This is a genomic window from Rhodococcus sp. JVH1 (assembly GCF_000280725.2).
GTDB lineage: Bacteria > Actinomycetota > Actinomycetes > Mycobacteriales > Mycobacteriaceae > Rhodococcus_F > Rhodococcus_F jostii_A.
On record NZ_CP166289.1, the window covers coordinates 7,935,845 to 7,961,157 of the forward strand.

The 25,313-nt window shown below is 66.2% G+C and carries 22 protein-coding genes and 2 pseudogenes; 8 read left to right on the forward strand and 16 right to left on the reverse strand.

Features of this window, described 5'->3' with window-relative positions:
• Positions 1 to 65 precede the first annotated feature (65 nt).
• Positions 66 to 1,418 carry an alpha/beta family hydrolase gene (locus JVH1_RS37195; RefSeq protein WP_009472590.1) on the forward strand — a complete coding sequence of 451 codons (1,353 nt, stop codon included), beginning with the start codon at positions 66 to 68 and terminating at the stop codon, positions 1,416 to 1,418.
• A 158-nt stretch (positions 1,419 to 1,576) separates the two neighbouring features.
• Complete coding sequence (locus tag JVH1_RS37200; protein WP_237735065.1) at positions 1,577 to 2,800, forward strand: GNAT family N-acetyltransferase; 1,224 nt, start codon at positions 1,577 to 1,579, stop codon at positions 2,798 to 2,800.
• 452 nt (positions 2,801 to 3,252) lie between these two features.
• Here the strand turns inward: JVH1_RS37200 and JVH1_RS37205 are convergent, their stop codons facing one another.
• The 5 genes from JVH1_RS37205 to JVH1_RS37225 form a co-directional block, all read right to left on the reverse strand.
• Positions 3,253 to 4,152 (reverse strand): universal stress protein, encoded by a 900-nt coding sequence (locus JVH1_RS37205; protein WP_009472587.1) that lies wholly within the window; start codon positions 4,150 to 4,152, stop codon positions 3,253 to 3,255.
• Positions 4,153 to 4,235: 83 nt separating this feature from the next.
• Positions 4,236 to 5,807, reverse strand: coding sequence for an MBL fold metallo-hydrolase RNA specificity domain-containing protein (locus JVH1_RS37210; protein WP_009472586.1), 1,572 nt, complete (start codon positions 5,805 to 5,807; stop codon positions 4,236 to 4,238).
• 298 nt (positions 5,808 to 6,105) lie between these two features.
• Positions 6,106 to 6,654, reverse strand: coding sequence for a PAS domain S-box protein (locus JVH1_RS37215; protein WP_009472585.1), 549 nt, complete (start codon positions 6,652 to 6,654; stop codon positions 6,106 to 6,108).
• Between the two features lie 50 nt (positions 6,655 to 6,704).
• Complete coding sequence (locus JVH1_RS37220) at positions 6,705 to 6,854, reverse strand: hypothetical protein (RefSeq protein ID WP_157173902.1); 150 nt, start codon at positions 6,852 to 6,854, stop codon at positions 6,705 to 6,707.
• Between the two features lie 255 nt (positions 6,855 to 7,109).
• The gene (locus tag JVH1_RS37225) at positions 7,110 to 8,105 is read right to left on the reverse strand and encodes a hypothetical protein (RefSeq protein ID WP_043777316.1); all 996 of its coding nucleotides are present in this window, start codon (positions 8,103 to 8,105) and stop codon (positions 7,110 to 7,112) included.
• A 246-nt stretch (positions 8,106 to 8,351) separates the two neighbouring features.
• Here JVH1_RS37225 and JVH1_RS37230 point away from each other — a divergent pair, with 246 nt between their 5' ends.
• Complete coding sequence (locus tag JVH1_RS37230) at positions 8,352 to 9,716, forward strand: wax ester/triacylglycerol synthase family O-acyltransferase (protein WP_009472580.1); 1,365 nt, start codon at positions 8,352 to 8,354, stop codon at positions 9,714 to 9,716.
• An 87-nt stretch (positions 9,717 to 9,803) separates the two neighbouring features.
• The gene (locus tag JVH1_RS37235) at positions 9,804 to 10,277 is read left to right on the forward strand and encodes a hypothetical protein (protein WP_009472579.1); all 474 of its coding nucleotides are present in this window, start codon (positions 9,804 to 9,806) and stop codon (positions 10,275 to 10,277) included.
• Positions 10,278 to 10,401: 124 nt separating this feature from the next.
• On the opposite strand, the gene JVH1_RS37240 is transcribed toward JVH1_RS37235, so the two are convergent.
• From JVH1_RS37240 to JVH1_RS37250, 3 genes are read right to left on the reverse strand one after another with little or no spacing between them, the layout of a single operon-like run.
• On the reverse strand, positions 10,402 to 10,836 hold the full coding sequence (locus tag JVH1_RS37240; protein WP_007298891.1) for a CBS domain-containing protein: 435 nt from the start codon (positions 10,834 to 10,836) through the stop codon (positions 10,402 to 10,404).
• Complete coding sequence (locus tag JVH1_RS37245; RefSeq protein WP_009472578.1) at positions 10,833 to 11,054, reverse strand: hypothetical protein; 222 nt, start codon at positions 11,052 to 11,054, stop codon at positions 10,833 to 10,835. Before JVH1_RS37245 ends, JVH1_RS37240 begins: the two co-directional genes overlap by 4 nt.
• Positions 11,055 to 11,093: 39 nt before the next feature.
• Positions 11,094 to 11,549, reverse strand: coding sequence for an Hsp20/alpha crystallin family protein (locus JVH1_RS37250; RefSeq protein ID WP_043777311.1), 456 nt, complete (start codon positions 11,547 to 11,549; stop codon positions 11,094 to 11,096).
• Positions 11,550 to 11,995: 446 nt separating this feature from the next.
• On the opposite strand from JVH1_RS37250, the gene JVH1_RS37255 reads away from it, so the two are divergent.
• Complete coding sequence (locus tag JVH1_RS37255) at positions 11,996 to 12,310, forward strand: DUF1918 domain-containing protein (RefSeq protein WP_009472576.1); 315 nt, start codon at positions 11,996 to 11,998, stop codon at positions 12,308 to 12,310.
• Positions 12,311 to 12,316: 6 nt separating this feature from the next.
• Here the strand turns inward: JVH1_RS37255 and JVH1_RS37260 are convergent, their stop codons facing one another.
• From JVH1_RS37260 to JVH1_RS37275, 4 genes are all read right to left on the reverse strand, one after another.
• Complete coding sequence (locus tag JVH1_RS37260) at positions 12,317 to 12,880, reverse strand: CBS domain-containing protein (RefSeq protein WP_009472575.1); 564 nt, start codon at positions 12,878 to 12,880, stop codon at positions 12,317 to 12,319.
• 95 nt (positions 12,881 to 12,975) lie between these two features.
• Entirely contained in the window at positions 12,976 to 13,872 is an 897-nt protein-coding gene (locus JVH1_RS37265; protein ID WP_009472574.1) for a universal stress protein, read from the reverse strand.
• A 102-nt stretch (positions 13,873 to 13,974) separates the two neighbouring features.
• A complete protein-coding gene (locus JVH1_RS37270) occupies positions 13,975 to 14,232 on the reverse strand; it encodes a hypothetical protein (RefSeq protein WP_009472573.1) in 258 nt (85 codons plus the stop codon).
• A gap of 51 nt (positions 14,233 to 14,283) precedes the next feature.
• The gene (locus JVH1_RS37275) at positions 14,284 to 14,874 is read right to left on the reverse strand and encodes an HPP family protein (RefSeq protein ID WP_009472572.1); all 591 of its coding nucleotides are present in this window, start codon (positions 14,872 to 14,874) and stop codon (positions 14,284 to 14,286) included.
• A 178-nt stretch (positions 14,875 to 15,052) separates the two neighbouring features.
• Between JVH1_RS37275 and JVH1_RS37280 the strand changes: the two genes are divergently transcribed.
• Both JVH1_RS37280 and JVH1_RS37285 read left to right on the forward strand, forming a co-directional pair.
• Positions 15,053 to 16,156: a 3-oxoacyl-ACP synthase III family protein gene (locus JVH1_RS37280; RefSeq protein WP_016884270.1), complete on the forward strand. Its 1,104-nt coding sequence runs from the start codon at positions 15,053 to 15,055 to the stop codon at positions 16,154 to 16,156.
• Positions 16,140 to 17,015, forward strand: coding sequence for a 3-oxoacyl-ACP synthase III family protein (locus JVH1_RS37285; protein ID WP_043777307.1), 876 nt, complete (start codon positions 16,140 to 16,142; stop codon positions 17,013 to 17,015). The genes JVH1_RS37280 and JVH1_RS37285 overlap by 17 nt, the downstream gene beginning before the upstream one ends.
• 43 nt (positions 17,016 to 17,058) lie before the next feature.
• Here the strand turns inward: JVH1_RS37285 and JVH1_RS37290 are convergent, their stop codons facing one another.
• Together JVH1_RS37290 and JVH1_RS37295 are read right to left on the reverse strand one after the other, a co-directional pair.
• The gene (locus JVH1_RS37290; protein ID WP_009472571.1) at positions 17,059 to 19,962 is read right to left on the reverse strand and encodes an arylsulfatase; all 2,904 of its coding nucleotides are present in this window, start codon (positions 19,960 to 19,962) and stop codon (positions 17,059 to 17,061) included.
• Positions 19,963 to 20,101: 139 nt separating this feature from the next.
• Positions 20,102 to 21,487 (reverse strand): annotated as a pseudogene (locus JVH1_RS37295) (HAD-IC family P-type ATPase); the annotation flags it as partial.
• A gap of 157 nt (positions 21,488 to 21,644) precedes the next feature.
• Between JVH1_RS37295 and JVH1_RS37300 the strand changes: the two are divergent.
• Positions 21,645 to 23,216, forward strand: a complete 1,572-nt coding sequence (locus JVH1_RS37300) for an ISL3 family transposase (RefSeq protein WP_371113079.1) — start codon at positions 21,645 to 21,647, stop codon at positions 23,214 to 23,216.
• 55 nt (positions 23,217 to 23,271) lie between these two features.
• Here JVH1_RS37300 and JVH1_RS37305 read toward each other — a convergent pair.
• Together JVH1_RS37305 and JVH1_RS37310 are read right to left on the reverse strand one after the other, a co-directional pair.
• A pseudogene (locus JVH1_RS37305) lies at positions 23,272 to 24,528 on the reverse strand (HAD-IC family P-type ATPase); the annotation flags it as partial.
• Between the two features lie 100 nt (positions 24,529 to 24,628).
• Entirely contained in the window at positions 24,629 to 25,291 is a 663-nt protein-coding gene (locus JVH1_RS37310; RefSeq protein WP_009472567.1) for a hypothetical protein, read from the reverse strand.
• Positions 25,292 to 25,313 lie beyond the last annotated feature (22 nt).

A 25,313-nucleotide genomic window follows, 5' to 3' on the forward strand; every position in this document is an offset into this window, starting at 1 on the left:
GCCTGGATCGGACGGAAGTAGGTTCGGAACAGGCCTGAGAATGTTCCGGGCCCGAGGAGGTTCTGATGGGATTCGCCGATCGTGCTGATGCGGGACGGCGCCTGGTCAGACGCCTGCGCGAGTTTCGCGGACGCGACGTCGTGGTGCTGGGATTACCCCGAGGGGGAGTGCCGGTCGCATTCGAGGTCGCGAAGTCATTGCACGCCCCTCTCGACGTGATCGTGGTCCGCAAGCTCGGTGTCCCATACCAGCCCGAACTGGCCTTCGGCGCGATCGGCGAAGGCGGCGTACGGGTGATCAACACCGAAGTCGTGAGTCGGGTCGGTCTGACCGTCACCGACATCGCCGCCGTCGAACGCACCCAGTCGGCGGAGCTTCGTCACCGCGCTGAACGATTGCGGGGGAAGTTCGGCCGGATCCCGCTGGGGGGACGGATTGCGTTGATCGTCGACGACGGCGTGGCGACCGGTGCGACCGCGCGCGCCGCGTGCCAGGTCGCGCGCGCGCAGGGTGCCGCGCGGGTTGTCGTCGCAGTCCCGATCGGGTCACCGCGCCGAATCGACGACCTCGCCGAGGACGCCGACGAGGTCGTGTGCATGCAGACCCCGAAAGGATTGTCCGCGGTCGGACAGGGTTACTACGAGTTTTCCGAGATCACCGACGACGACGTGACCGAACTATTGCAGCGTGCACGCAGCGGCTTCCGGGAACCCGCCGTGACGGCACCGGACACCGGCGGCGATCCGCCGATTCGCGACGACGACATCGAGGTCGACGTGGGCCGGGTCCGGCTTGCCGGGCACCTCGTCGTTCCGGAAAACCCCATCGGGATGGTCGTGTTCGCCCACGGCAGCGGCAGCAGCCGGCACAGCCCCCGCAACCGCTACGTCGCCGACGTGCTGAATCGGGCCGGACTCGCCACCCTGTTGTTCGACCTACTCACCCCCGTCGAAGAAGGCGACCGGGCCCTGGTGTTCGACATCGACCTGCTCGCCGAGCGGTTGGTCGAGGTCACCCGCTGGCTGACGACGCAACCGGGTACCGCCGGTCTGCCGGTCGGGTACTTCGGGGCCAGCACCGGCGCCGCAGCAGCACTGCGTGCGGGCTCCGACTCCCACGTCGATATCAAGGCGATCGTCTCCCGCGGTGGTCGAGCCGACCTCGCCGGTGAGCGTCTGACCGAGGTTCGCACCCCCACGCTGTTGATCGTCGGCTCCCGCGACGAAACCGTCCTCGACCTCAATCGCCGCGCGCAGGCCGTGATCCCGGGCACGTGCCGGATCGAGATCGTGCCCGGTGCCACCCACCTGTTCGAAGAACCCGGCACCCTCGAACGGGCTGCAGTACTGGCCCGCGAATGGTTCACCACCCACCTCGCGTCCACGTTGTCACCCCTGCGCCGCAGTACGCAACGATAGAACCCGAATCCGCGGACAGACATCGACGTGAGTCCTCGAATTGAGGACCGTCGGCCCTACTGTCACCACCCCCGATCGTCGGTGCACCGTATGCGAGCGCGACAGGTGTCGTCGACGACGCGATTGCGTCCGTCCGCCAACGGTTTCCCGATGTCGACGTGAGCGGTGGACTGGTGGAGGAGCCCCTCGCAGATGCATTGGCAACCGCAGCACAGGGCGCGCGGATGGTGGTACTCGGGCATCCCGACGTCGGAACCACCGACGTTCTGGCAGCGACCTCTCGGGCCGGCACTGTCACCGGACACACCTCCTGCCCTGTCACTGTCTGGCGGGGACAACCCGGACAGCTGCCCGATCGGCGCCCGGTGGTCCTCGGTATCGACGACGACGCCGACAGCGCCGAAGCTGCACTCACAGCGTTCGAATACGCCCACCTGTTCGCCGCCCCGCTGATCGCCGTATACGCGCAATCCACCGACCATGTCACAGAGCCGGGTACGGGACGGGAGCACCCCGCCGAAAGGGCGACGCCTGTCGAGGACATCCTGTCCGCGGCACGTCGGGCGTTCCCCGACGTGGCCGTCACCGCCGCCGTCGTATCCACCCCGCCACGTCAGGCGCTGATCGAACGGGCTGCGGATGCGCAGCTGGTGGTCATCGGTACCCATGGCCGAAGGCGCGCAGTAGCTGTGACCGGAGAATCCGTGAGCCCGCATCTGTTCCACCACAGCCCCTGCCCGACAATGGTCTGCCCACCGCGGCCGCCCTCGGCCCGGCCGACACGCGGGCCGACCGCGTATACCAGGACGGCACCCACGTCAGCGACTGAGACCGCGATCCCCGGCGTCACCATCCGCACCCTCGGCCCAGGCGACCGTGACGCGGTCGTGCGACTGCACCAGCAGATGTCCGCCCACCTGCGTTTCTTCGCCCCGCGCCCGAAACACCTCGGCGAGTTCGCCACCCAGCTCTGCCGACAGGATTACGCGCATCTCGCGCTCGGCGCCTTCGAAGCTCACGAACTCGTCGGCGTCGCCAACTACGTCGTCACCGACACCACTCCCGGACACATCAGCGCCGAAATTGCACTCATCGTGGCCCGGCACGAACAACAACACGGCATCGGTACCACGCTGGTCCGGCAACTCGGGATCGCCGCCTACTTCCACGGTGTGGCACACCTGACGGCCGAGATCCTCGCGGAGAACACCCTCATGCTCGCGATCATCACCGAACAGGGCTGGACCGACGCACTGCACGATCACGGGGCCGCGGTGCACTTCGACCTCGAACTGATCTCACACCGGGAGTTGCACCCCGACCTTCCCGACATTCCGCAAGAAGGAACCGCAGGCCGGGCCATCCGAAAAGGCCGTCTCTGAACGTAGCTGCTGGTCCGACCACCGCCTCTGGCCCCGAACATCGGCCGTGATCAGTTCTCCGGCAAGCCGGGTTCCGGTGCATCCGCGTGTGGTGTCTGGATCAGCGATTGACGCAGACGGGACCACTGATGGGTCCAGCTCGACCAACTTCTGGAGCGACTCCAGCATCCGGGTCACCGGCACCGCGACGGGCCAGGTATTGCGCTGACCGCCTCGCCTCACATTGTTCCCATGAGGCGGGGCACGGCGCGTGTTCCCTCCAGCAATTCGTCCATCGCCGAGTGAAGCAAGCTGTATCGGTGCGTCTCTCCCTGCTCGGTCATCGGCACCACCTTCCTCCAGAATCCCTGCGAACCATCCAGTTTCGACCCGGATTGTGGCGCGCTGATCCCGCGCTTCGCCTGCCAGGTCGTCCGACCTCTGCCGTCGGGCCCGCGCGGACACCGGCAGGTCTACGTCGCGGAACTCGGGAGCACTGAACGGACGACGAGCAGGGGGCACGTGACGGTGTGCAGCAACGCTCTGCTGGTCGAACCCAGCAGCATGCTCGCGAATCCACCTCGCCCACGGCTCCCGACCACCAGGAGTTGCGCCCGCTCGGCCTGCTCACGCAGATTCTGAGCAGGTTGGTCCATGATCACAACCGGACGGACCTGCACGTCGGGGAAGTCCTCGGCGCGACCGGCCAGGCTCTCGGACAGTATCGCCCGCTCGTGGCTTTCGACCTGCGCCCAGTCGACGTCGCTGGGGAACGGGGCGTACAGGTCGATATCCGACCAGGCGTGAACCGCGACAAGTTCGACCTGCCGCAATGCCGCCTCTTCGAACGCCGCCGAGATCGCCGGCTCGCTGTTCGCCGAGCCGTCGACACCGACCACGACGGGCCCCGAAACGTCGTTGATCTCGGTGTGCGGCAGGCCCCGCACGACAGCGACGGGTGCGTGCGCGTGCGTCACGACCGCCGCACTGACCGATCCCGGCACCGCCCGGTCGAGGATTCCGTGTCGGTTCGCACCGACGACCACCATCAAGGCAGACTTCGACCGCTCGATCAGCTCACCGGAGGGCGCGCCCATGCAGAACGCCGTGTCGACCTTGAGGGTGTGCCCCGGCACGGCCCGGACGGCCACCTCCTCGGCCCGGACGAGCCGTTTCTTGCCTTCCAGTTCCTCCTCCTCGAAAAAACTGGCAGGCACCCCGATCGGCGCACCGTAGGCGCCGGGGACGTACCTGGTGGTCACCAATGTCAGCGGTGCACTCCGCAACACGGCTTCGTGCGCCGCCCACGCCACGGCCTGCGAGGACGACTCCGATCCGTCGACTCCGACGACGATCGGGCGGCGAACGGTCATGATGTCTCCTCGGGATCGCACGGATCATCCGGTACCCACCATCGTCGCCGCACCCGTGATCGGCGCCGTAGAGGAGAAGGTCCTCACATTCCGTACCGTTCCAGAACTTTGCGCATTTCCGCGACGGCCTTCTGGCGGTTCATCGCATCCGGGATCTGGGCGAGTCGACGCTTGAGGCTCACCGCAAAGTCGGCGTAGTCGTTCTGCCAATCGCGCCCGATCAGTTGCGCAGCATCCGTGCGGGCGGTACCGATCAGCTTCGCGGGGGTGCCGGACCGCAGCTGGTAGCTCTCCCCGATGTCCGGGGTGATGATCGAAAGGGAAGGGTCGTCCGCCGACGCCAGTTCGGTCAGCGCCGAGATTGCCCCCGGTTCACCGTGGGTCAGGAACAGGCTGCCCGAGATAGGCTTCCGCCCCTTGATCCAGTCCAGCAGTTCGGCCTGATCTGCGTGGGCGGAATAGCTGTCGATCCGCCGAATATGGGCTCGCACATCGACGTCGGTGCCGGAAATTTTCACGTGCCGCGCGCCTTCGAGGATGACGCGTCCCAGCGAGCCTTGGGCCTGGAATCCGACGAACAGTATCGTCGAATCCCGGCGATGCAGATTGTGCGCGAGGTGATGGCGGATGCGTCCCGCCTCGCACATTCCCGAGGCCGCGATGATGATGACCCCCGACATGCTATTGATCCGCATCGAGACGGAAGCATCGTCGACATAGTGGATCGCGGGATGGTGGAAGGTGTCCTTGCCGCCGAGATCCTCGAGTTCGCCTGCATGCCTGGCGAAGACGCTGGTCGCGCGGTTGGCCAGCGGTGAGTCGACGAAGACCGGAACGTCAGGGATGCGGTTCGCGTCGGCGAGATACGTAATGTCGAGCAGCAGTTCCTGCGTTCGTTCCAGCGCGAAGGCAGGGATCACGAGATTTCCACCACGCGAAATGGCCTTGTTGACCTCCTGTTCCAACAGGTCACGTCGCTGGTCGATGCTCAGTCGCACACGGGTTCGGCTCCCGTACGTCGATTCACAGATGACGTAGTCCAACGTTGAAGGACCCGCCGGATCGGCGTGAAACGCCTTGTTCTGGGGGCCGAGATCACCGGAACAGAGCAGGCGCACGCCCCCGGCGTCGACCTCCGCCGATGTTGCGCCCAGAATATGACCGGCATTCCACAGCCGCGCTCGAAAGCCTGCGGCGGGCTCGAACCATTCCTTCGATGGCACAGGACGGGTCTGCCGCCACGCCGTGAGCCCATCGTGTTCGGTGTAGAGCGGGGCAATTGTCGCCTCGCCAGCACGATCGCGTCGTTGGTTTCGGTGTTGCGCCTCGAACTCCTGGATACGCCCGGCGTCGGCGAGCATGTATTGCAGCAGGTCGGAGGTTTGGTCGGTGCAGAAGATCGGCCCTTCGAAGCCTTGCGCCACCAACTTGGGTAACAGGCCGCAATGATCGATGTGCGCGTGGGTGAGAACGACTGCATCGATCTTGTCCGGCGCGAAGGTGAAGGCACCGAAGTTCAAGGTCTCGAGGGTGCGCGATCCCTGAAACAGGCCGCAGTCCACCAGGATGCGCGTGCCCTCCGACTCGATCTCCATGCATGAGCCGGTCACTGTCTTCGCAGCACCGTGAAAAGTGAGGTTTACGTGATTCGCCATGCGAGGCTCCTCGTATTCGATCTGGCTTCCGGCCGAAGCGCGCGGGTGTCGAACGACACGACGCTGTCCTGCCGAGGCAGCGACGACATCCAGTCTCTTATGCACTCGCTCCCAGCATCCGGGTCCGGTGCCCTTGCTTGTATCGCACGGCTCTCACGATTCGAGTGAACCTCGGAGGGAAGGTGGGCCGGTAGGGTCACCCGTCACCTCTAGGCCGCGGGTGAGTTACTCGTAGCGGCGGTGCGGCGTACCAGCAGCTGTCGCGCTCGCGTGAGGGGTGTCCCAGGTGCACCGGCGTTCAATCGAATGCGCGAGCCCGACCGCCGTCCCACAGTCGTTCGGTGACGTCCTCGAAGCACACCAGCGTGATCGGATCGTCGTGCCGGAGCAGTACCGATCTGCTCACCAGTGCACGAACGACGAACCCGTCCTGATTCGCGAGTTCGATCACCTTCCCGGCGAAGTCGTGCAGGATGGCCACCGCCTCGGCACCGTTCGGCGACGACTGCGGATCAACGAAATCCGCGACCGAACCACCACCGAGCCCGCCCTCGCCGTAACCCAGCATCCGCTCCAGCGCCCGATTCGCATGCGAGATCACACCATGCCTGTCCACCGCGAGAGCGGGCACCGGTAGCCGTCGCAACAACACGAGAGTGGGAAGTTGCTCGAGGTAATCCTCCGCGGTCGCCGGGTTCCGGCGTCGCCTGTCGCCTCTCGGCTCCGACCGTCGTGGGGTACCGGAGGCGGCGAGCATCGCGTCGATGCGAGTCTTGATCTCCTCGCTACTGATCGATCGCAGGGGTGGCAGGAGTCGGTCGAGCCGGTGTATCGGATGGTTGCTCATATGTTCAGGCCTCAGGTCGGGGCGGTGCGCGAGGCACCACCGCGGGTGGGTCAGATCAGCACCGCGGCGAGCGCGACACAGCCCGCCACGAGGACGGCGGCGCTGGCCGCCACCCACGCTGATCCGGTGCCCGATGGTCGTCCGATGGTCGCGTCGGCCCTCGGGCGGCGCCGGAAGTTCGGTAATCGGATACTGCTCATCGCCAGGACGGCATCTTTCAGATCGACGCGTGGACGGCTGGGGCCGGCCACCGACGGTTATCAGCGATACGGTGCTCCACCCCCGCAAGGATTACGTGCAGGTGTCCCCGCTGCACAGGGCAATAGGTCACTGATTCGGCCCGCCTCTGGATGCGGGCCATGCCCCGGCGCTTCCCGGGTTCAGGGGTACTGTCCCGGCTGCGCGACCCGCGCGCGGTGTGGGAGTCGCCCACCTGGCCCGAACTGCGAACCGCGTCAGCAACGGTGACCGGGTCGCGGGACGATGGTGAGAACCGAGTCGATCGGGCGGCGGGGTGTCTGTCGTGGAGGATCCTGCGTGTCGGTCGAACCGATTCGAATCAGGACTTGCGGTAGACCCGAGTCCGGCAGCAGGCTGCCGATCATTCTTCGACTCTGCGGAAACTCGGTCATGTGGGTCAGCGGGCATGTTGCGTGTCCGGTGGCCGTGGCGTCGAGCAGTACGGCCGACAGGGCTTCGCCGGTGCGCACCCACGCTCCACGGTCGTCGCCGTCGGTGCTGAGGACGAGCACCGTCGCTTGGTCGGGATGGAGGATGGAACCGCTGTCGGAGCCGATGGGGAATCGGCGCCCGATGTCGACGCGGGCCTGATTGTCTGCGGTGGCCAGTGCCTCTGTCGGGATTCCGTCCTCGGGCAGGGAATGTCCTGCCCACCAGTAGAGTTCGGTTTGGTAAGTGGGGTCGAGCTGCCGGGAGGCGGCGGTGAGCTCGGTGGCGGCCGCAAGCACTGGTCGGGCGCTGTGCGGCAATACCGTCAGGTGAACGCCGTGCCGGCGAACTATGTCCTTCAGCGAGGCCGGTGACAGTGTTTTCGGATCGACCGGATCAAACGGGCCCCGATCCGAATAGCGGCGCCGAATCGCGGAGAGCAGATCGAGATCGTGCGACTGCGGGCTCCGGGTGCAATGGTGGAACCGGATCTGGGCGACATGGGACGGGCTCGCCTGGTCGGGTAGGCGGCGTATGTCGGCCAACCAGCCCAGCGCGGTCAATGCGGTGCCCAGATGATGCAGGGCCGCTCCACAGCTGACCACCAGTTGCCGCTCCGACGGGTCCGCCGAGGCGAGTCGGCGGTGGGAATCGGCAGACAAATCGAGCACACCACCGTCATAGCGCCACCGCCACGGTTGGGTGTTGTGTACCGACGGCGCTCGGCAGGCAAGGCCGACGGCTATCCGAATGAGATCGTCATCGGGGACAGTAGGCTGCATAGTCGTCTCCTCGACCGCCTGCCCGAGTTGCTCTGACGGCCCGGGGCATTCCGTTTTCAGTGTTCGCCGGTTGGGAGCTCACGATTAGGGCCGATGGTCATCGAGTGACGACTGTGGGCGTTGACCTGTGACCCTATTTTCCCGCGCACTCCCGGATCGACACTGGTGGAAGGACGACACCTCGCGAGGCCGTGGTAGTCGTGGTCGGTCCGGGATCGACGTTCCTGCACTGATGGGGTGAGGCTCATGGAGCGGTTGACCGCACAGGACGTGATGACTCTGTGGCCGGACGAGGCCGGGTGGTCGCAGGAAATCGGTCTCGTGGCCCTGCTCGACGCCTGTGACCTCGTCGACACGGACGGGCGGATCGTACTCGGCGATGTCCGGACATCGATCGAGGCGCGGTTGCAACTGGCGCCGCGTCTGCGGCAGGTGGTCTACGTGCCTCGCTGGGGTCTGGGACGGCCACTGTGGGTGGATGCGGCAGCCTTCGATGTTCGAGACCACGTGTGTGCCGTCCCGCCGGTGCATCGCGCTGACGAGGCGCGGCTACTCGAGGTGGTCGAGGAGTTGCGTCGGCGTCCGCTCGACCGCTCCCGGCCGCTGTGGGAGATGTGGTTCGTACCCGGCCTGGCGGGCGGCCGGACCGCGGTCTATCTCCGGGTCCACCACGTGATCGCCGACGGCCCGGCCGGGGTGGCAATGCTCGGTGCACTGTTCGACTCTGCGCCCGACGGTCCGGCTCCTCGGGTCGAGCCGTGGATGCCGGCCCCGGTGCCGGCGGCGAACGAGCTGATCGTCGACAACCTCCGGCGTCGCCGGGCCGCGGCGGCTCGCGTGCTGACGGCGTGCACACGGCCGGCGACGATTGTGTGTCGTACCCGGCGTGCGTGGGCATCGGTGCGGGAGATGGTCGCCGGGGGACGGGCGCCGCGATGCAGCCTGAATCGGCCGATCGGTGCTGCTCGTGAGTTTGCCATCGTACGAACCGAACTCGCAACGATGCGGAGGATCTCCGATCGGCACGATGTGAAGGTCAACGATGTGCTGCTTGCCGTCTTCGCCGGTGGCCTGCGTGAACTGTTACGCAGTCGAGGGGAACCGGTCGACAACCTCGAGTTGCGTGCGGTCGTGCCCGTGTCGCTGCATCGGGAGCTGCCGGGGCCGGCGCGCGGGAATCTGCTTGGGCAGATGATCGTGCCGCTCCCGCTCTGGATCGACGACCCCGTCCGCCGACTGGCGTCGATAGCCGCCGACACCGACACCCGTAAGCGGGGTGTCCGTCCGCGCCGCGGGGCCGTGGTCGGCGGCCGGACCGTCCGGTGGATTGCCCTGACTCTGCTGTCTCGGCAACGAATGATGAACACGTACGTCGCCGACGTGCCCGGCCCGCCCGTCCCCCTCTACCTCTTCGGGGCCGCCGTGCGCGAAATCATCCCGGTAGTGGCCCTGATGGGAAACATCTCGGTGGGTGCCGGCGCGTTCTCCTATGCGGGGCAGTTCACGATCACGGTTGTCGGTGACGGTGCCGTATGCCCCGAGGTCGACGTGGTCGCCCGCGGAATGGAACAGACGCTGCGGTCACTCGCGGCGTCACCGCACCGGGGCTGATCCACTCGCGAGGAGAATTACCCCGGACGATGCGAGAGTTCTCCGATTCGCCGGCGATGTCTCGTCGCGCTATGCCACGCTCGAACAATGCAGACGGAGCGAGACCAGCTGCTGCTCACGGTGCGCAACCTCGCACGGTTTCACCGGGAACACGAGAAGTTCTATTCCGAATCACCATTTCACGACGTGATCCGGTTGCAACGCAACTCACGGGCATTGAAGGCACTGGCCGAACGGCACCGCATCGTGAGCAACGACTGGCAGTGCGCGTCGATGGCCGAACTCATCGCCCGCAACCTCGACCGCGCGGTCGCGATCCTCGGGCGGGCCGACTTCACCCCGGCCGCCCTGCGTGCGGACCTCACCGCGCACCGTGTCGTTCCGCGGTATCTGTTCTCTGCCTCGGAAATGCTCGATTTTGCCGCGCATCTCGCGGCTCACAGCGCGGTGCTCACGCACGAGAACGAGCGACGCTGGCGGATCTTCCACGAGCGGGTCGATCAGATCGTCGGGGCCGCCGACACCCCCGGCGGCAAAGAACTCCCGCCGGAGGGCAGGTAGAGACCGATTGCCACGGCGTATTCGTCTGATCACTGAATGGCGCCACGGCGTTCCTGAGCGTTGAGTTGTTCGGCTGCCCGGCGTGGGGGAGGGCTGTTGTGGGCCCTCCTCATCGAGAGGGGTTTCAGTGGCTGGGGAGTGCTTTCGGGGCGCAGATGGCTTCGACGAACGCGCCGACGGCGTGTTCGGGGAGGTGGCGGGCGATGTCGGCTTCGCTGATCATGCCGACGAGGCGGTGGTCGTCGAGGACGGGGAGGCGGCGGATCTGGTGTTCTTCCATGACGGTGACGACTTGTTCGACGGTGGCTGCAGCGTCGACGTGGTAGGTGCTGCCCTGGGCGAGGTCGCCGGCGGTCATCGTGTTGGGATCTGTGCCGGCGGCGACGCATTTGAGGACGATGTCCCGGTCGGTGATGATGCCGTGGAGGCGGTCGTCGTCACCACAGATCGGCAGGGCCCCGACGTCGAGTTCGCGCATGCGTTGCGCAGCGGTGGTGAGGGTGTCGTGTTCGCCGATGCAGGTCGCACCGGTGTGCATGATGTCGCTTGCTGTGGTCATGGCGGATGGTCTCCAAAATGGTTGCAATACAGAACGTTCGATGAGCGGGGGTCCGGGGGTTCAGCGGTCTCCGGACCGGTGACGGCATTGGCCGGCAGGTACGTGCCCAGGAGGACGGCGACCGGCGCGGCGATCGCGAAGGCGATGGTGCTCCAGGCGCCGATCGCGGCGAGGGCAAGCCACAGGGCTCCGATGACGGGGATGATCGTCTTGGGCATGCTGTCCTCGATGGGGCCCGGGAGGGTTCGAACCGGCGGTCAGGTGGTCTTTTCGCTGGTGGGGGTGGTTTTCGTGATTTCGACGTGTTTTTCCGGTGTCGGGGATTCGGTGACGGGCATCGTGACGGTCAGGATGCCGTCGGTGTAGGTGGCGTCGATGTCGTCTTCCTTGGCGCCGGTGGGCAGGGGCATGGATCGGTAGAAGCTGCCGTAGTGGAATTCGGATCGGGCGCCTTCCTTGTGTTGTTCGGTGCGTTCGGCTTTGATCGTCATTTGTCCGTCGCGGACGCTGATGTCGACGTCTTTGTCGGGGTCGACTCCGGGGAGTTCGGCGCGTAGGGTGTAGCGGCCCTTGTCGAGGTGTTCCTCGACGCGGATCATGTGGCCTTCGAGGGAGGTCCAGGGGGGCATCGCCTCGAATCTGGCCATCAGGTCGGACCAGTCCGGCAGGGACGGGAGCAGGGCCTGGTGTGGGCGGGGGGACAGAATGCTCATGGTTGACTCCAGAGGATTCGGGCGTGGTTGCTGGCGTCTTCGAGTCCACTCGTCTTCGGGTGGTGACAGTAGGGCCGACGGTCCTCAATTCGCAGACTGCGGTCGGCGGCCCAACCCTTGTCTCGCACATTCGGCTCGGAGCGAAATCGCCCGCCGTGCCTCGTCGAGCACGTACTTCGGCGAAGTTATGGCCGCGACTGTCGACGCTCATGTCGACGATCCGCCGGACTGACCTCTCCGATCTGCGGAGCGGGTGGTGACAGGTGTGGTGCGAGTCCAAACCGAGGACCCTCGGCCCTACCGTCACCACCCGAGGGCGAGTGGACTCTGAAGGGGGTCGGCCCCCACTACCTCACCCGCCTCGAAAGCAACGTCACGGAAATCGCACGGACCACAACAACCGAACTACGACACACGCACGGGTCGCCCGTGTCGGATCGCGACGAATGGAGATCGACATGCATGCAGAACCAGGGGACTGGCTGGTGGTGAAAGGCACGGTCGTCGACAGCCCGGACGAGGTCGGGCACATCGTCGAGGTCCGCCGCGCCGACGGCGCACCGCCGTACCTTGTCAGGTGGATACGGGACGATCACGAGGCGCTCGTGTTCCCCGGCCCAGATGCGCATGTGGTGACGGCCGCCGCGAAGAACGAGGAGGACAGTCACGAGCGGCGACGCATTTCCGCGCTCCAAGACGCCATTGGCGGGAAACCGCACATCGAGCAGCGGACTCTCCGGACCCGCCCCCGAAAGTCCTGATGTCTATCAGGACTGGGTGAGCTGAACGTCTGCGACGCCCGGCACGGTCTCGGCCAGGGCAGTCACTACCCCCCGTTCCGGATCGTCGAGCGCGAGCCCGGCAATCGTCACCTTGCCGTCTGCGATCCGCACCGTCCACCGCCGCGATCCCGCATACACATCCAGGCGGTGTTGCACTTCCTTCGCTATGTTCGTGTCGTCCATCGTCAGGATCTCGAGAAGATCACGCCGGGTGACGATTCCGATGACGTCGTGTTCGTGGACGATGGGGATCCCGCGCAGACCTGAGCGCAGCATCGCAGAAGCGAGGTTGCTGACGTCGGTGTCCGCTGTCATAGCGACGACCGGGCTGGTCATCGTCTCGGCCGCCGTGACATCGGCTCTGGGGAGCCTATTGAATTTTTCGCGGAGCAGATCGCCCTCGGAGACGATGCCCACCAGGTGATGCGACTCGTCGACGACCGGCAGGACGGTGAACCCCGAACTCGCAATGATGCGGAGGCATTCGTCGACCGGGGTCGATCGAGTCACAGTGGTAACCGGGCTACTCATGATCTGTTGCGCTTGCATGACAGCTCCTTCCTTCCGACGAACCGGCGTTGCAATCGGGCGCCGACAGGCGACAGGACCGACGTCGTTCCTGTCAGTGGACACACCGACCTATGTCATCGGCGCACGATCAGCAGTGGGCAGGTGATGGAGTGCAGAAGCGCCCGGCTGGTCGAACCGAGCAACAGTGAGGCGAACCCACCACGCCCCCGGCTGCCGGTCACCACCAACTGCGATTCCCGCGCTTGCTGGAGCAGGTGGTGAACCGGTCGATCTCGGACGACAACTTTGCGGACGGACACGTCCGGATATTTGTCCTTCCATCCGGCAAGTCTCTCCGACAGGACCGCCCGTTCAGCGGTTTCGATTGCCGACCAGGGAAGTTCGTTGTCGCTGAGATCGGCGGGGGTAACGGTCAACAGGCTGAAGTCGCTCCACGCGTGCACCGCCACGAGGTCGACGCCGCGCAGAGAGGCTTCCTCGAAGGCGGCCGCGATGGCAGGTTCGCTGTTCGGTGAACCATCGACCCCGACCACCACCGGGCCGTCCAACGGCGGCGCGTCCATTTCTGGCATTCCGCGGATCACCGCCACCGGGCACGCTGCATGACTGGCCGCCGCGGAGCTGACCGATCCGACCAGTCCGCCGGTGAACTCTCCGAGGCCACGGGAACCGACGACCAGCATGCGAGCCGACTCGGCGGCGTCGAGCAGGGCCCGCACGGCCGAGCCGTGACGCAGCGACGTCCGGAGGGTGAGGTGGTTGCCGGGCACGCTCCGCCGGGCGAGTTCGGCTGCCGTGGCAAGCCTCTGGGTACCCGTATATTCCACGCCGCTGAATGCGCCTGCGGACAGGTTGACGGCGTCGCCGAACGTTCCGGGCGCCGTGAGGAGGGACGACACCAGCAGTAGCGGGGCCCGATGGTGGACGGCCGCGTCGGCGGCCCAGCGGACGGCGTCGAGCGATTGCGCCGATCCGTCCACACCCACGACGATCGGTGAATCTGTCGTCATGTCGATTCCTCGTCTCTGTTCGTTCGTGCCGGCCACGTAGAGAATGTGCCGCCGCGTGACCGTCTCGACAGGGCACAAAGTCTCCGAATCGCGGAGCGGAGCTCACAGCGAGTTCACACCGTGGAGAAGTAGGGCGGGCAAGCCCGGGGCCATCAGTCCGACGCCGACCGACACGATCGCGGCGCCGACGACCCGATGGTGCGGATTACGGAAGACGCCGAGTCCTATGAAGACGACCGCGGCTGCACCCCCGAGGACGGTGAGGGGAGATGTCATCGACAACGCGGCGAAGCCCACGACGGCGGCGGCCGCGACCCATGGCCATCGCAGATCTCCGGCGTCGAGATACCTTGCCTGCATTGCCAGCTCCTGCCCGGAGAAAACGAGGATCGGTGTGACATCGAGGTTCGGCTACTCGGGCGGGAAATGCACCTCGGCGATGCCCGGCACGGTATCGGCCAGTGCGGCGATGACATTTCGTTCCGGGTCGTGAGGCGTGACACCATAGATCGAGGCGGAGCCGTGGGCGACGTCTACGCGCCATCGGCCGGCTCCACCGTAGACGTCGAGGCGGTGCTGCACTTCCTTTGCGACCTGAGCGTCGTCGGTCGTGAGGACGGCGATGAGATCGGGACGGGTGACGATCCCGAGGATGTCGTGATCGTGGACGATGGGGATGCCGCGCAGCCGAGATCGAAGCATGGCGGATGCGAGTTCGCTGACCTCCGCGTCGGCCGTCATCGCCACCACGGGACTGGCCATGACGTCGCCTGCGGACATCTCGTCAGGCTGCGGGTCGGTCCCGCGGTCCGCCCCGCCCAGCTCACGGAATCGTGCACGGAGCAGATCACCCTCGGACACGATGCCCACGAGATGCTTCCGTTCGTCGACGACCGGAAGCACCGTGAAGCCCGAACTTCCGACCAACCGAAGGCATTCGTCCACCGAGGTGGATCGGTCCACCGTGGTGACCGGGCTGCTCATGACGTGTCGTGCCTGCATGACGACTCCTCTCCTCGTCCCTCAGCGTCGGCGTGCCACTGTCACAGGACAAGGGTCCTAGGACCTCACCTCGTCGCATTCCTCGGTGCTGGTTCGAACGATCCCCCGGAAGGGTCCAAATGCCCTGGTGACGACATCGCCGATGCGCGATTGTGGAGTGAGCACGGAGGTGGGAAGAATGGTCAAGCGTTGGCTGGTCATGGAGACCGAGAACGACGACCGGCGAATGCCGTTCGCTACGCGTCTCGCCGGGGCCGGCCGGCATCTACCCACGACACATCTCACGACCACGGACCTGATGTCGACCACCCGTCACTCGACTCACATCGACCTCGAGCGGCTCACCGGGATCCGCGAGCGCCGGGTATCGGTGGGGGACGAAGACTCCTACACACTGGCGATCTCGGCGGCACTGGATTGCCTGGAACGGTCGAACCGGGACGCCGCGTCGATCGATGTAGTGGTCAGCTGCAGCATCACCAAGTTTCACGGTGGTCTCACCCAATGGCTCGAACCGACGATGAGTAGTGCGGTCGCCCAGGCGATCGGCGCGCCGGGGGCGATGACCTTCGATCTCTCGAACGCGTGCGCCGGCATGTTGACCGGTGTGACGGTGATGAACAACTGGATCCGTCAGGGAATCGTCGAACGGGCACTTGTCGTCAGTGGTGAGTACATTTCGCAGCTCGGACAGAATGCTGCCCAGCACATCCGGAACATCATGAGCAAGGAGCTTGCGTGCCTCACGCTCGGCGACGCCGGGGCCGCGCTGCTCCTCGAACGTGCCCCTGCCGGATCGGCGGGAATCGGTTTGGCCGGATTCACCACCGTCGCCGACTACAGTCGGCTCTGTCTCGCGTACCCGAAGGGCGACGACCCCGGCGCCCGAATGTTCACCAACTCGCGGGGGATCCAGCGGGCGGCGATCGCGGACACCCCGCTGTTGTTGCACGAGGTGCTCGACGCCGCCGGGATCTCCCTCCACGACATCGATCACGTGATCACACACCAAACCTCGGCGCGAGCGATCCGCAAAGGGATGGCCGAGGTGACCGCCACGCTGGGCGATTCTCCACGGCACGACGCGGTCATCACCGTCGACCGCTACGGAAATACGGCCTCGACGACCCACACCGTCGCGCTGGTCGAGGAACTCGAAGCAGGCCGCATCCGAGCGGGTGAGACCGTGGCGTTGATCGCCCTCGCATCGGGTTTGGAGATCGGCGTCGTTCTGCTGACCCTGGACGAGGAATTGGTGGCACGCTATGGGCACAGTCATTGATCGGCTCGACGTCACACGAGGCGGCTGGCGTACCCGCCACAGTGCATTGCATCTCGCGGTGTCGGCCGCCCAGACCTGCCTCGAACGGGCCGGTCGGAATGCCGACGACCTGGACCTGCTCGTCAACGTCGGATTGTACCGCGACCGGAATCTGGGAGAGCCCGCCCTCGCGGCGCTCATCCAGGAAGATATCGGTGCCCACCCGGAGGACCCCCACGACGACACGCACGGGACCTTTTCCTTCGATGTCGCAAACGGATCCTGTGGGGCTCTCAACGGTCTGCAGATCGTCGACGGATTCCTGCGGTCGCACACGATCGACTGGGCGCTGGTGGTTGCCAGTGATGCCGATCCCGGACGTGGGATGAGCGAGCACTTTCCGTTTGCGCCGACGGGTGGAGCCATCCTCTGCCGCTGGACCGACGACGAATTCGGCCTGGGGCCCGTCCATTGGGTGAATTGCTCCGACGCCGGTGAAAGCTTCTGTGCCACCGTCGGACTCGAGGATTCCCGGAACGTACTGCGATTCCGGGAGTCGGATTCGATGGACGAGCGATTCGCGACCGCCGGAGCGCAGGCGGCGCGGGAATGCCTGGAGGCATCCTCCCTCGAGCTCGCCGATGTCGATCTGATCGTGGCCGCTCCCGCCCGGCCGAAGTTCCGCGCGGCGCTCGCCGAGCACCTGGGTGTCCCCGTGCCGCGGATCGTGGTCGCGGATGACGAACGGATGCATACCGCGTCCCTCGTGGCGGCCCTGGACCGCCGGACGGGTGGTATCCCGGCCGGGAACCGTGTCCTGATCATCGCCGTGGGTGCAGGGGTCACCGCCGGCGCCGCCCTGTACAGCGAACACCCCTGAGCCCGGGCAAAGGCATCGTCGCCCGGGCAAAGGCATCGTCGGGTCAGCCGGCCGCGCCGTGCCCGACACCCTGCATCGCCGCGTGCTCGTGCAGCGCGAGTTCGGCCTCGTGGTTTGCCGGTTGGAGATCGAACACGACCTCGTGGACGGTTCCGGTGAACCGGTACGGGGCCTTGTCCTCGTAATTGCGGTCGACGACCAGGCCGTTGTCGCGGCCCACGTCCATTCCCGCGTACGAACTGAAGGCCACGGGCACCGTCCGGGGCATGTCACCTTCCCCGATCAGTTCGTCGTTCGCCCACAAGGACACGTGACCACCGCTGCCCTGTTTGGGCTCATCGGTCTCGAACAGCATCTTCACGGTGACGTCACCGGTCGGAATCTTCCGCTCGGACGCCTGCCTGTAGGTCTCCACACCGAGGAAGGAATACGTGTGGTGGAGTATGCCGGTGCCGTCGACCCACAGTGCGAAGCCGCCGATGAAGTCGGCGTTGGCAACGATGACACCCTCGGCGCCGTCATCGGGTACGTGAACGTTCGCTTCGATGGCGTACGAGCGTCCCGCCACACGAGGCACCATGCCGCGCTGCACGTTCTGGACGTCGCCCTTGAAGGTGAATCGGGTGGTCGTCGGCATCGGCGGCAGCAGGCCGAAGAAGATCGACATTCCCCCGAGCAGGGGGAGTGCCCGGTTGCGTTCCGCCTCACGCCACCACAGCTGCTTCAACTCCTCCAGTCTGTCGGGGTGATCGGCGGCGACGTTGTGGGCCTGGGAGAAGTCGTCGGGCAGGTAGTAGAGCTCCCAGACATCGTCGTCCGGGTTGTAGACACCCGGTGCGAACCGTTTGATGGTCTCCGGGGAGAAGTCCCAGGGAGCCTTGTCCAGGCGGGTGCACGCCCACCAGCCGTCCTGATAGATCGCGCGGCTGCCGAACATCTCGAAGTACTGCACCGTGTGCTGTTCGGGGGCGTCGGCGTCGGCGAATGTGGGGAGAAAGCTCGTTCCGTCCATGGGTTCCTGGTCGATCCCGTCGACGGTGGTCGGTTCGGGCAGCCCTATCGCGGCGAGGACGGTGGGGGTGATGTCGATGCAGTGGGTGAACTGCCCCCGCACCTGTGAGTCGGGGGTGATCCGGTTCGGCCACGCGATCACCATCGGGTCGCGGTCGCCGCCGAGGTGGCTGGCCATCTGCTTACCCCACTGGAACGGGGTGTTGTTCGCGTGCGCCCAGGCGGCGGCGAAGTGCGGAGCGGTGTGGTCGCCGCCGAGCGCCTCGATCCCACCGTATTCGTCGATCAGCTTCAACTGGTGTTCGGCGTCGAGTACCACCCCGTTGAGGAAGGTCATCTCGTTGAAGGAGCCGGTGATCGTGCCTTCCATGCTGGCGCCGTTGTCACCCCAGATGTAGAAGACGAGCGTGTTGTCGAGGTCGCCCATGTCCTCGATCGAGTCGAGCAGCCGCCCGACGTTCCAGTCGGCGTTCTCGGAGTACCCGGCGAACACCTCCATCTGTCGGGCATAAAGCTTCTTCTGGGAGTCGGACAACGTATCCCAGGCGGGAAACAGGTCCGGTCGCTCGGTCAGTTCGGTGTCCGCGGGAACGATCCCGAGCACCTTCTGACGCTCGAGCGTCGTCTCGCGGTAGGTGTCCCAGCCGTCGTCGAATTGCCCCTTGTATTTGTCCGCCCATTCCTTGGCCACATGGTGCGGGGCGTGGCTGCACCCGGTGGAGTAGTACATGAACCACGGTTTCTGTGGGTCCTGAGCCCGGACACCGTGGAGCCACTCCACCGCCTTGTCGGTGAGGTCGTCGGGGAAGTAGTAGCCGTGACCGTCTTTGCCCTGGGGGACGCCGAGGATCGAGTTGTCCTGGGTGACGATCGGATCGTATTGTCCGGCCGCACCACTGAGGAAGCCCCACCAATGGTCGAAGCCCCACCCCTGCGGCCAGTTGTCGAAGGGTCCGGCGGCGCCCTGCACGTTGTCCGGGGTGAGGTGCCACTTGCCGAACCCGCCGGTCACGTACCCGTTCTCGCTGAGAATCCGGGGGAGTGCGGTGCAGCTTCTCGGCCGCACGGCCGTGTATCCGGGGAAGGGGCCCGGGTACTCGGCAATCGAGCCGAATCCCACGCGGTGGTGGTTGCGGCCGGTGAGAAGCCCCGCCCGGGTGGGCGAGCACACCGCGGTCACGTGAAAGCGATTGTAGGTCAATCCCTTTTGCTGAACCCGGCTCAAGGTGGGGGTGCGGATCGCACCGCCGAAGGTGTCCGGGCCACCGAAACCGGCGTCGTCGATCAGCACGATCAGCACGTTCGGAGCACCGTCCGGTGGCTTCGGCCCGGGCACGATCGTCCAATCCGGTACGGAGTCCTGCACCGTGCGGCCAATGGTGCCCCCGAAGGTTCGGTTGGGGATCGGTAGCCGCGTGCGATCCGGATCGAACTTCCCCATCGCCGCGGCCAGGGACGCCTCGAGGTCCCTCAGGCTCGAACCATCCAATTCCGCGACCGACTTCAGGGGGGCGCCGCCGAGCGCCTGCTCCACCGGCAGCCGGCTGCCCGACGGCAGGACCGCGATCACCACGCATGTCCCGGAGGCCAGCGCCTCACCGATCTTGGTCTCGAGGCCGCTCTTGATGCGGTGTGAGGCGAACTTGCCTGCCAGCGCGCCGGCACCGGCGCCGACGGCGGCTGCAGCCAGCATCGGCGGAGCGAACAACCCCACCACCAGGCCGACGCCCGCACCCCAGCCGGCGCCTTTACGGCCCAGATGGTCGCCCGTGTCGATCACGGTGAGGTTCCCGTCCGGGTCCTTCGTTACCAGGACTGCACCCCGAAGCGTGATCTGCTTGCCGCGCACCTGACCGGTGAGCGCGTCGAAGTCCTCACGTGCACGGTCGCGGTCCTGATAGCCGGCGACCAGGACCAGCGCGTTGTCTTCACTCATGAGGACTCCCCGTCTTCGGTGTCGCCGGTTCTGGGTAGGCGGCCTGCTCTCGATGCTCGTCCGGCGGCAGACTCGGCGACAAGGATCAAAAGGCCTCTGTTACCGGCAGCGTCCGCGCCCGAGGTCCGACCCGGCGCGCTCACTCGTCACGTGTGCGGTCGATGCCCGACGGGGACCCCGGAGCAGCGGTGACGGGACCGGCCGAGCTGAACCGTGCCGCGCGCCGATGTACGCGGTGCCGATGGTCGCGCCATCGCGGCGGCGGTGCGTGCCGAATCGGCTCGGAGTAGAAGATCCGCTTCCCGAATTCGATCAACACCAGATACCCGGCAACCAGGGCGACCAGGACGAGGAAGAACCCGACCGGAAGAGCAACGAATCCGAGACTCGTGGCCCAGGGCGACAGGGGAACCGCGATACCGGCGGCGAGGACCCCGGCGACGGTCGCCACCAGACCCGGACTCGGGCGGCTGCGCAGAAAGGGGATCCGCCGCGTCCGGATCGCGAAGACGATCAGTGTCTGAGTGGCGAGCGACTCGACGAACCACCCTGTGCGGAACAACTCCGGGCCGGCGTGGAACACACCCAGCATGATCGCGAACGTCACGAAGTCGAACAGTGAACTGATCGGCCCGAAGAACAACATGAAACGTCGGATGAACGCTATGTCCCAATGTGACGGCGCGTGCAACTGCTCCGGATCGACACGATCGCTGGGGATTGCGAGTTGGCTCGTGTCGTACAGCAGATTGTTGAGAAGGATCTGCCCCGGCAGCATCGGCAAGAACTTCAGCACAGCAGAGGCTGCGGCAGCGCTGAACATGTTTCCGAAGTTGCTCGATGTGCTCATCAGGACGTACTTGATGGTGTTGGTGAAGGTGCGGCGCCCTTCCACGACGCCGTCGGCGAGCACCCCGAGGTCCTTCTCGAGCAGGATCACGTCCGCGGCGTCCTTGGCCACGTCGGTGGCGGAATCGACCGAGATGCCGACGTCCGCAGCGTGCAGGGCCAGCGCATCGTTCACGCCGTCACCGACGAATCCCACTGCCCGACCGTGCGTGCGCAGGGTAGCGACGAGGCGCGCCTTCTGTTCCGGGGAGACTCGGGCGAACGCTGTGCTCCGCGCGGCGGTCGCACTGAACGCCTTCTCGTCGAGAGCGTCCAATTCCGGACCTGTCACGCTGCCGCCGGACACCACACCGAGTTCTCCGCAGATCTTCTCGGCCACTCGCGGGTTGTCACCCGTCGCCACCTTCACGGTGATACCCAGTTCGGCGAGCCGCCGCAATGACGCTGCGGCGGAGGCCTTGGGGCGGTCCAGGAACACCAGGAAACCCGTGAGGATCAGCGCGTTCTCGTGATCGACGTCGAGCCGGTCGTCCTCGTCCGCACCCTTGGTCGCGACGGCGACGACGCGACTTCCCTCGGTGAACAGGGTGTTCAGCGTGACCTGCGCGGAGGAATCGAGGGCCATACAACGGTCGAGCACGCTTTCCGGTGCGCCCTTCACGACGATCATTCGCCGTGGCTCTGTCAACTCGATCTGGTTCTGGCCCACTTTCCGTGATGGTCCATCGTGGCGGCGTGTCGTGCCGGTGAGACGTGGAATGCGCGGGAGATGATCTTGCCGGTGTTCTGGAAGCTGTTGTGACCTGCGTGTTTTGATTCCCCACCTGGTGGGTGTGGCGATCGATTCAATCGACGTCGCTGGGGGCGGGGTGAGCATTCGCGCATCCGCACTGTCGGTGTCGGCGTCCTGCCCGGCCTGCGGTGACACCTCCGATCGGGTGCACAGCCGATACGAACGCACGGTGGCCGACACCGCGATCGGGAATCGGCCGAGTCGCCTCGTCCTGCGGGTACGGCGCTTCCTGTGTTTGACCGCCGACTGCGAGCGCCGCACCTTCGCCGAGCAGATCGACGGTGTGACCACGCGATATGCGCGACGCACCCCACTGCTGCGGGGAACCCTCGAAAGGATCGGGCTGGCGCTGGCCGGCCGCGCCGGAGCCCGACTGGCGACAGCACTGGGCGTGCACGTCGGACGCAGCACCCTGCTACGACTTGTCCGTGCGCTTCCGGACCCGCCGGCGGCAACGGTGGAGGTCCTCGGTGTCGACGACTTCGCCCTGCGCCGACGGCACCGATATGGCACCGTCCTGATCGACATGGCCACCCACCGGCCCGTCGACGTCCTCGCCGACCGGAAGGCCGACACCTTCGCCGACTGGCTGACCGCACACCCGGGCACGACCGTGGTGTGCCGCGATCGCGCCGGCGCGTACGCCGAAGGGGCGCGCACCGGAGCCCCCGACGCGATCGAGGTCGCCGACCGCTGGCACCTATGGCACAACCTGGCCGAAGCCGTGGAGAAAACCGTTGCCGCCCATCACGGTTGCCTCCGCGCCAACGCCGCAGTCGACCTCGAACCCATCATCGAACGCACCGCCGCGGAGGACCTCCGGCGGGCCGCCGAACAGGCGCACACCGCACGCCGAGAACAATCCGTCCTCGTCGCCCGCACCAAGCGCCGCTACGAGGCCGTCGCCGCGCTCAAAGCCCAGGGCAAGGGGATCAAACCGATCCAGCGGGAGCTCGGACTCGCCAAGGAAACCGTGCGCCGGTACTACCGCGCCGGCAGCGTCGACGAACTGCTGGCCACACCGCGGGCAGGCCGGCGCACCGTGTTAGACGAATTCACCGAGCACCTGCACGAGCGATGGAACGACGGATGCACGACCGCCCTCACCCTCTTCGACGAGATCCGGGCCGTGGGCTATCGCGGCAGCTACGCCACCGTCCGCGACTACCTCCGCCCGTTCCGCGACGTCGGTGCCGCCCCGCCGGCCACACCGAAGATCCCGAAAGTTCGGACCATCACCTCGTGGATGCTGCACCATCCCGACAACCTCACCGACGACGAGCAACTCGGACTCAAACAAGTCCTCGCCAGCTGCCAGCACCTCGAGACCACCGCCGCGCACGTCACCTCGTTCGCCGAGATGCTGACCGGCCGCCACGGCGACCGTCTGGGCTCCTGGATGACGGCCGCCGCATCGGACGATCTGCCGCACCTGCACCGATTTGTCCGGGGAATCGAACGCGACCACGCCGCCGTCCTCAACGGGCTGACCCTGCCCTACAACTCCGGTGCTGTCGAGGGCAACGTAAATAGAATCAAAATGCTCAAACGACAGATGTACGGACGCGCCGGATTCGACCTCCTACGCAAACGAATACTCCTCAGCCACTGACACACTCAGAAACCATCACGGAAAGTGGGCCAGAACCACTTCAGACTGCCAGAGCCATTCGCCGACCGCTCGGTGCACACACCAGTGTCGACGACATCCGCCGCTGGTGGTCGAAAGGACAGCTCGCCACCCTCGTGTACGCATCGGCCACAGACCCGGCGGCCCCCGCAGCCGCCCAGAGTGCGGTGTCCAAGGGGTTCGTACCCAGATGGTCGGTTCCGGCCTCCTCGACCTCAGTGGCGAGCAGCCCGTGCAGAAGGGCGTCCGGGCACGGGGCGCCGCGTGAATCCAGGGCAGCGACGAAGCCGATCCGGCCATCGGTGAGGGTGCCGGTCTTGTCGGTGACGAGAACATCGATATCACCGAGATCCTCGATGCACACCAGCCGTTTGACCAGCACCTTTCGCTTGGCGAGCCGGCGGGACCCCTCGGCGAGCGCCGTGCTCACCACAGCGGGGAGCAGTTGTGGGGTCACCCCCACCGCGATCGCGAGCGAGAACAGCAGCGAGTCGATGAGCGAGCGGTGCAACGACAGATTGATGACCATGATCATCGTGGTCAGGGCGACCGCGACCTGAAGTAGGAGGACGGAGAACCGCCGCAGACCCGTCTGGAACTCGGTTTCCGGCTCACGCTCACCGAGTCCCACTGCGATGCGCCCGAATTCGGCGTCGGCCCCGGTGGCGACGACCACCCCGGTACCCGTCCCGGCGTGCACGACGGTCCCCATGAACGCGCAGTTCGACCAGTCCGCCAGGGAGCGTGAGGCCGGGACGGGAGCAGTCGACTTCGCGGCCGGTTCGGACTCGCCGGTGAGTACGCTCTCATCGCACTCGAGGTTCACCGCGCTCAGGAGCCGCAGATCGGCGGGAACGACCTCGCCGAGCACGAGCCGCACCACGTCACCCGGCACCAGGGTGATGACGTCCACCCGGCTCGGGGTGCCGTCTCGGAGAACCACCGCGGTGTGCCGCATGCGTGAATGGAGTGCCGCCGTTGCGCGTTCGGCGCGATATTCGTTGGCGAACCCCACCCCGATGCTCGCCGCCAGAATCGTTCCGATGATGACGGCATCGTTGTGGTCGCCCAGGAAGTAGGACGCGACGGCCGTCGCCGCGAGCAGGAGCAGCAGGGCGCTGCGAAGTTGGCGTCCGAGGACGGCGAGTGCGTTGACGCGAAAGGTTCGCACGGTGTTCGGTCCGCACAGACCCAGCCGCCGCTCGGCGTCGGCCGAGGTCAATCCGTGAAGTGAAGAAGCCACCTCGCGAAGGACACTGTCGCTGTCGCTCGTCGCGGCCCCACCGAGGGAGATGGGCGGCGGAAGTGGAGTGCTGCGATCCGTGCCGGGAGATGTCGGGTTTGCACCTGTTCTCACGAGGTTCTCCTCCAGATGGGTGCGGCGAGTGTTCGCTTCAGGTCGGCCGTGCAGCTTCGGTACCGGTGGCCGATGCGAGCGCTCGGATCGTGAGAAGCATCTTCCGGCTCATGACGAAGCCGATCGGCTCCGTCAGCAGCGGACCGAAGAACAGACGGCTGGCGAGTCCGGGGCCGCAGGAACTGCGGCCCCGCTCGATCAACCGGGTGCGGCCAGCCTGGTCGGGAAGGAGATGAAACGCCCAGCTGAAGGCGTCACCGGTGCGGGGGTCGCGGGCATACAGGACCAGGCGTGCGTTCGTTTCGACCGACGCCACAGTCATCGGCGGCGCCTTCGGGTGCAGCCGCACCTCGTCGCCTGTGTCGAGGGTCTGGTAGTCGGGAAGAACCTTCTCGGTGTTGCGCACGCGGCAGCCGATGAGGTTCTCGAGTCCGACGTAGCTGTAGAAGCCTCCGCGCCCCTGTCCCAGCTGGACGATCCAGGGCCACACCAGCTCCGGGGGCGCATCGACCGTCACGGCGTGCGTGTAACCCCACGCGGGGTCGGCGATCAGCTCGTCTCCGAGCAGCGTTGCCGCGGCCTCCACAGCGGTCGCGCCCCACGTCGTGCGACGCCGGCGCAGCGGTTTGGTCAGGATCACATGTACCGCAATCAGCACCGCGCCGCCGAGGGACTGCCGGATGACGGCCGAGCGCGTCACGACGGTGCCTCCTGTCGGTCGA

Coding starts and splice junctions, on each gene's coding strand:
- JVH1_RS37195 (WP_009472590.1), top strand. CDS start 66: ATGGGATTCGCCGATCGTGCTGATGCGGGACGGCGCCTGGTCAGACGC.
- JVH1_RS37205 (WP_009472587.1), bottom strand. CDS start 4,152: ATGACCGTTCGCCGCCCGATCGTCGTCGGAGTCGACGGATCGGAGTCG.
- JVH1_RS37210 (WP_009472586.1), bottom strand. CDS start 5,807: ATGGCGAATCACGTAAACCTCACTTTTCACGGTGCTGCGAAGACAGTG.
- JVH1_RS37215 (WP_009472585.1), bottom strand. CDS start 6,654: ATGAGCAACCATCCGATACACCGGCTCGACCGACTCCTGCCACCCCTG.
- JVH1_RS37220 (WP_157173902.1), bottom strand. CDS start 6,854: ATGAGCAGTATCCGATTACCGAACTTCCGGCGCCGCCCGAGGGCCGAC.
- JVH1_RS37225 (WP_043777316.1), bottom strand. CDS start 8,105: ATGCAGCCTACTGTCCCCGATGACGATCTCATTCGGATAGCCGTCGGC.
- JVH1_RS37230 (WP_009472580.1), top strand. CDS start 8,352: ATGGAGCGGTTGACCGCACAGGACGTGATGACTCTGTGGCCGGACGAG.
- JVH1_RS37235 (WP_009472579.1), top strand. CDS start 9,804: ATGCAGACGGAGCGAGACCAGCTGCTGCTCACGGTGCGCAACCTCGCA.
- JVH1_RS37240 (WP_007298891.1), bottom strand. CDS start 10,836: ATGACCACAGCAAGCGACATCATGCACACCGGTGCGACCTGCATCGGC.
- JVH1_RS37245 (WP_009472578.1), bottom strand. CDS start 11,054: ATGCCCAAGACGATCATCCCCGTCATCGGAGCCCTGTGGCTTGCCCTC.
- JVH1_RS37250 (WP_043777311.1), bottom strand. CDS start 11,549: ATGAGCATTCTGTCCCCCCGCCCACACCAGGCCCTGCTCCCGTCCCTG.
- JVH1_RS37255 (WP_009472576.1), top strand. CDS start 11,996: ATGGAGATCGACATGCATGCAGAACCAGGGGACTGGCTGGTGGTGAAA.
- JVH1_RS37260 (WP_009472575.1), bottom strand. CDS start 12,880: ATGCAAGCGCAACAGATCATGAGTAGCCCGGTTACCACTGTGACTCGA.
- JVH1_RS37265 (WP_009472574.1), bottom strand. CDS start 13,872: ATGACGACAGATTCACCGATCGTCGTGGGTGTGGACGGATCGGCGCAA.
- JVH1_RS37270 (WP_009472573.1), bottom strand. CDS start 14,232: ATGCAGGCAAGGTATCTCGACGCCGGAGATCTGCGATGGCCATGGGTC.
- JVH1_RS37275 (WP_009472572.1), bottom strand. CDS start 14,874: ATGCAGGCACGACACGTCATGAGCAGCCCGGTCACCACGGTGGACCGA.
- JVH1_RS37280 (WP_016884270.1), top strand. CDS start 15,053: ATGGTCAAGCGTTGGCTGGTCATGGAGACCGAGAACGACGACCGGCGA.
- JVH1_RS37285 (WP_043777307.1), top strand. CDS start 16,140: ATGGGCACAGTCATTGATCGGCTCGACGTCACACGAGGCGGCTGGCGT.
- JVH1_RS37290 (WP_009472571.1), bottom strand. CDS start 19,962: ATGAGTGAAGACAACGCGCTGGTCCTGGTCGCCGGCTATCAGGACCGC.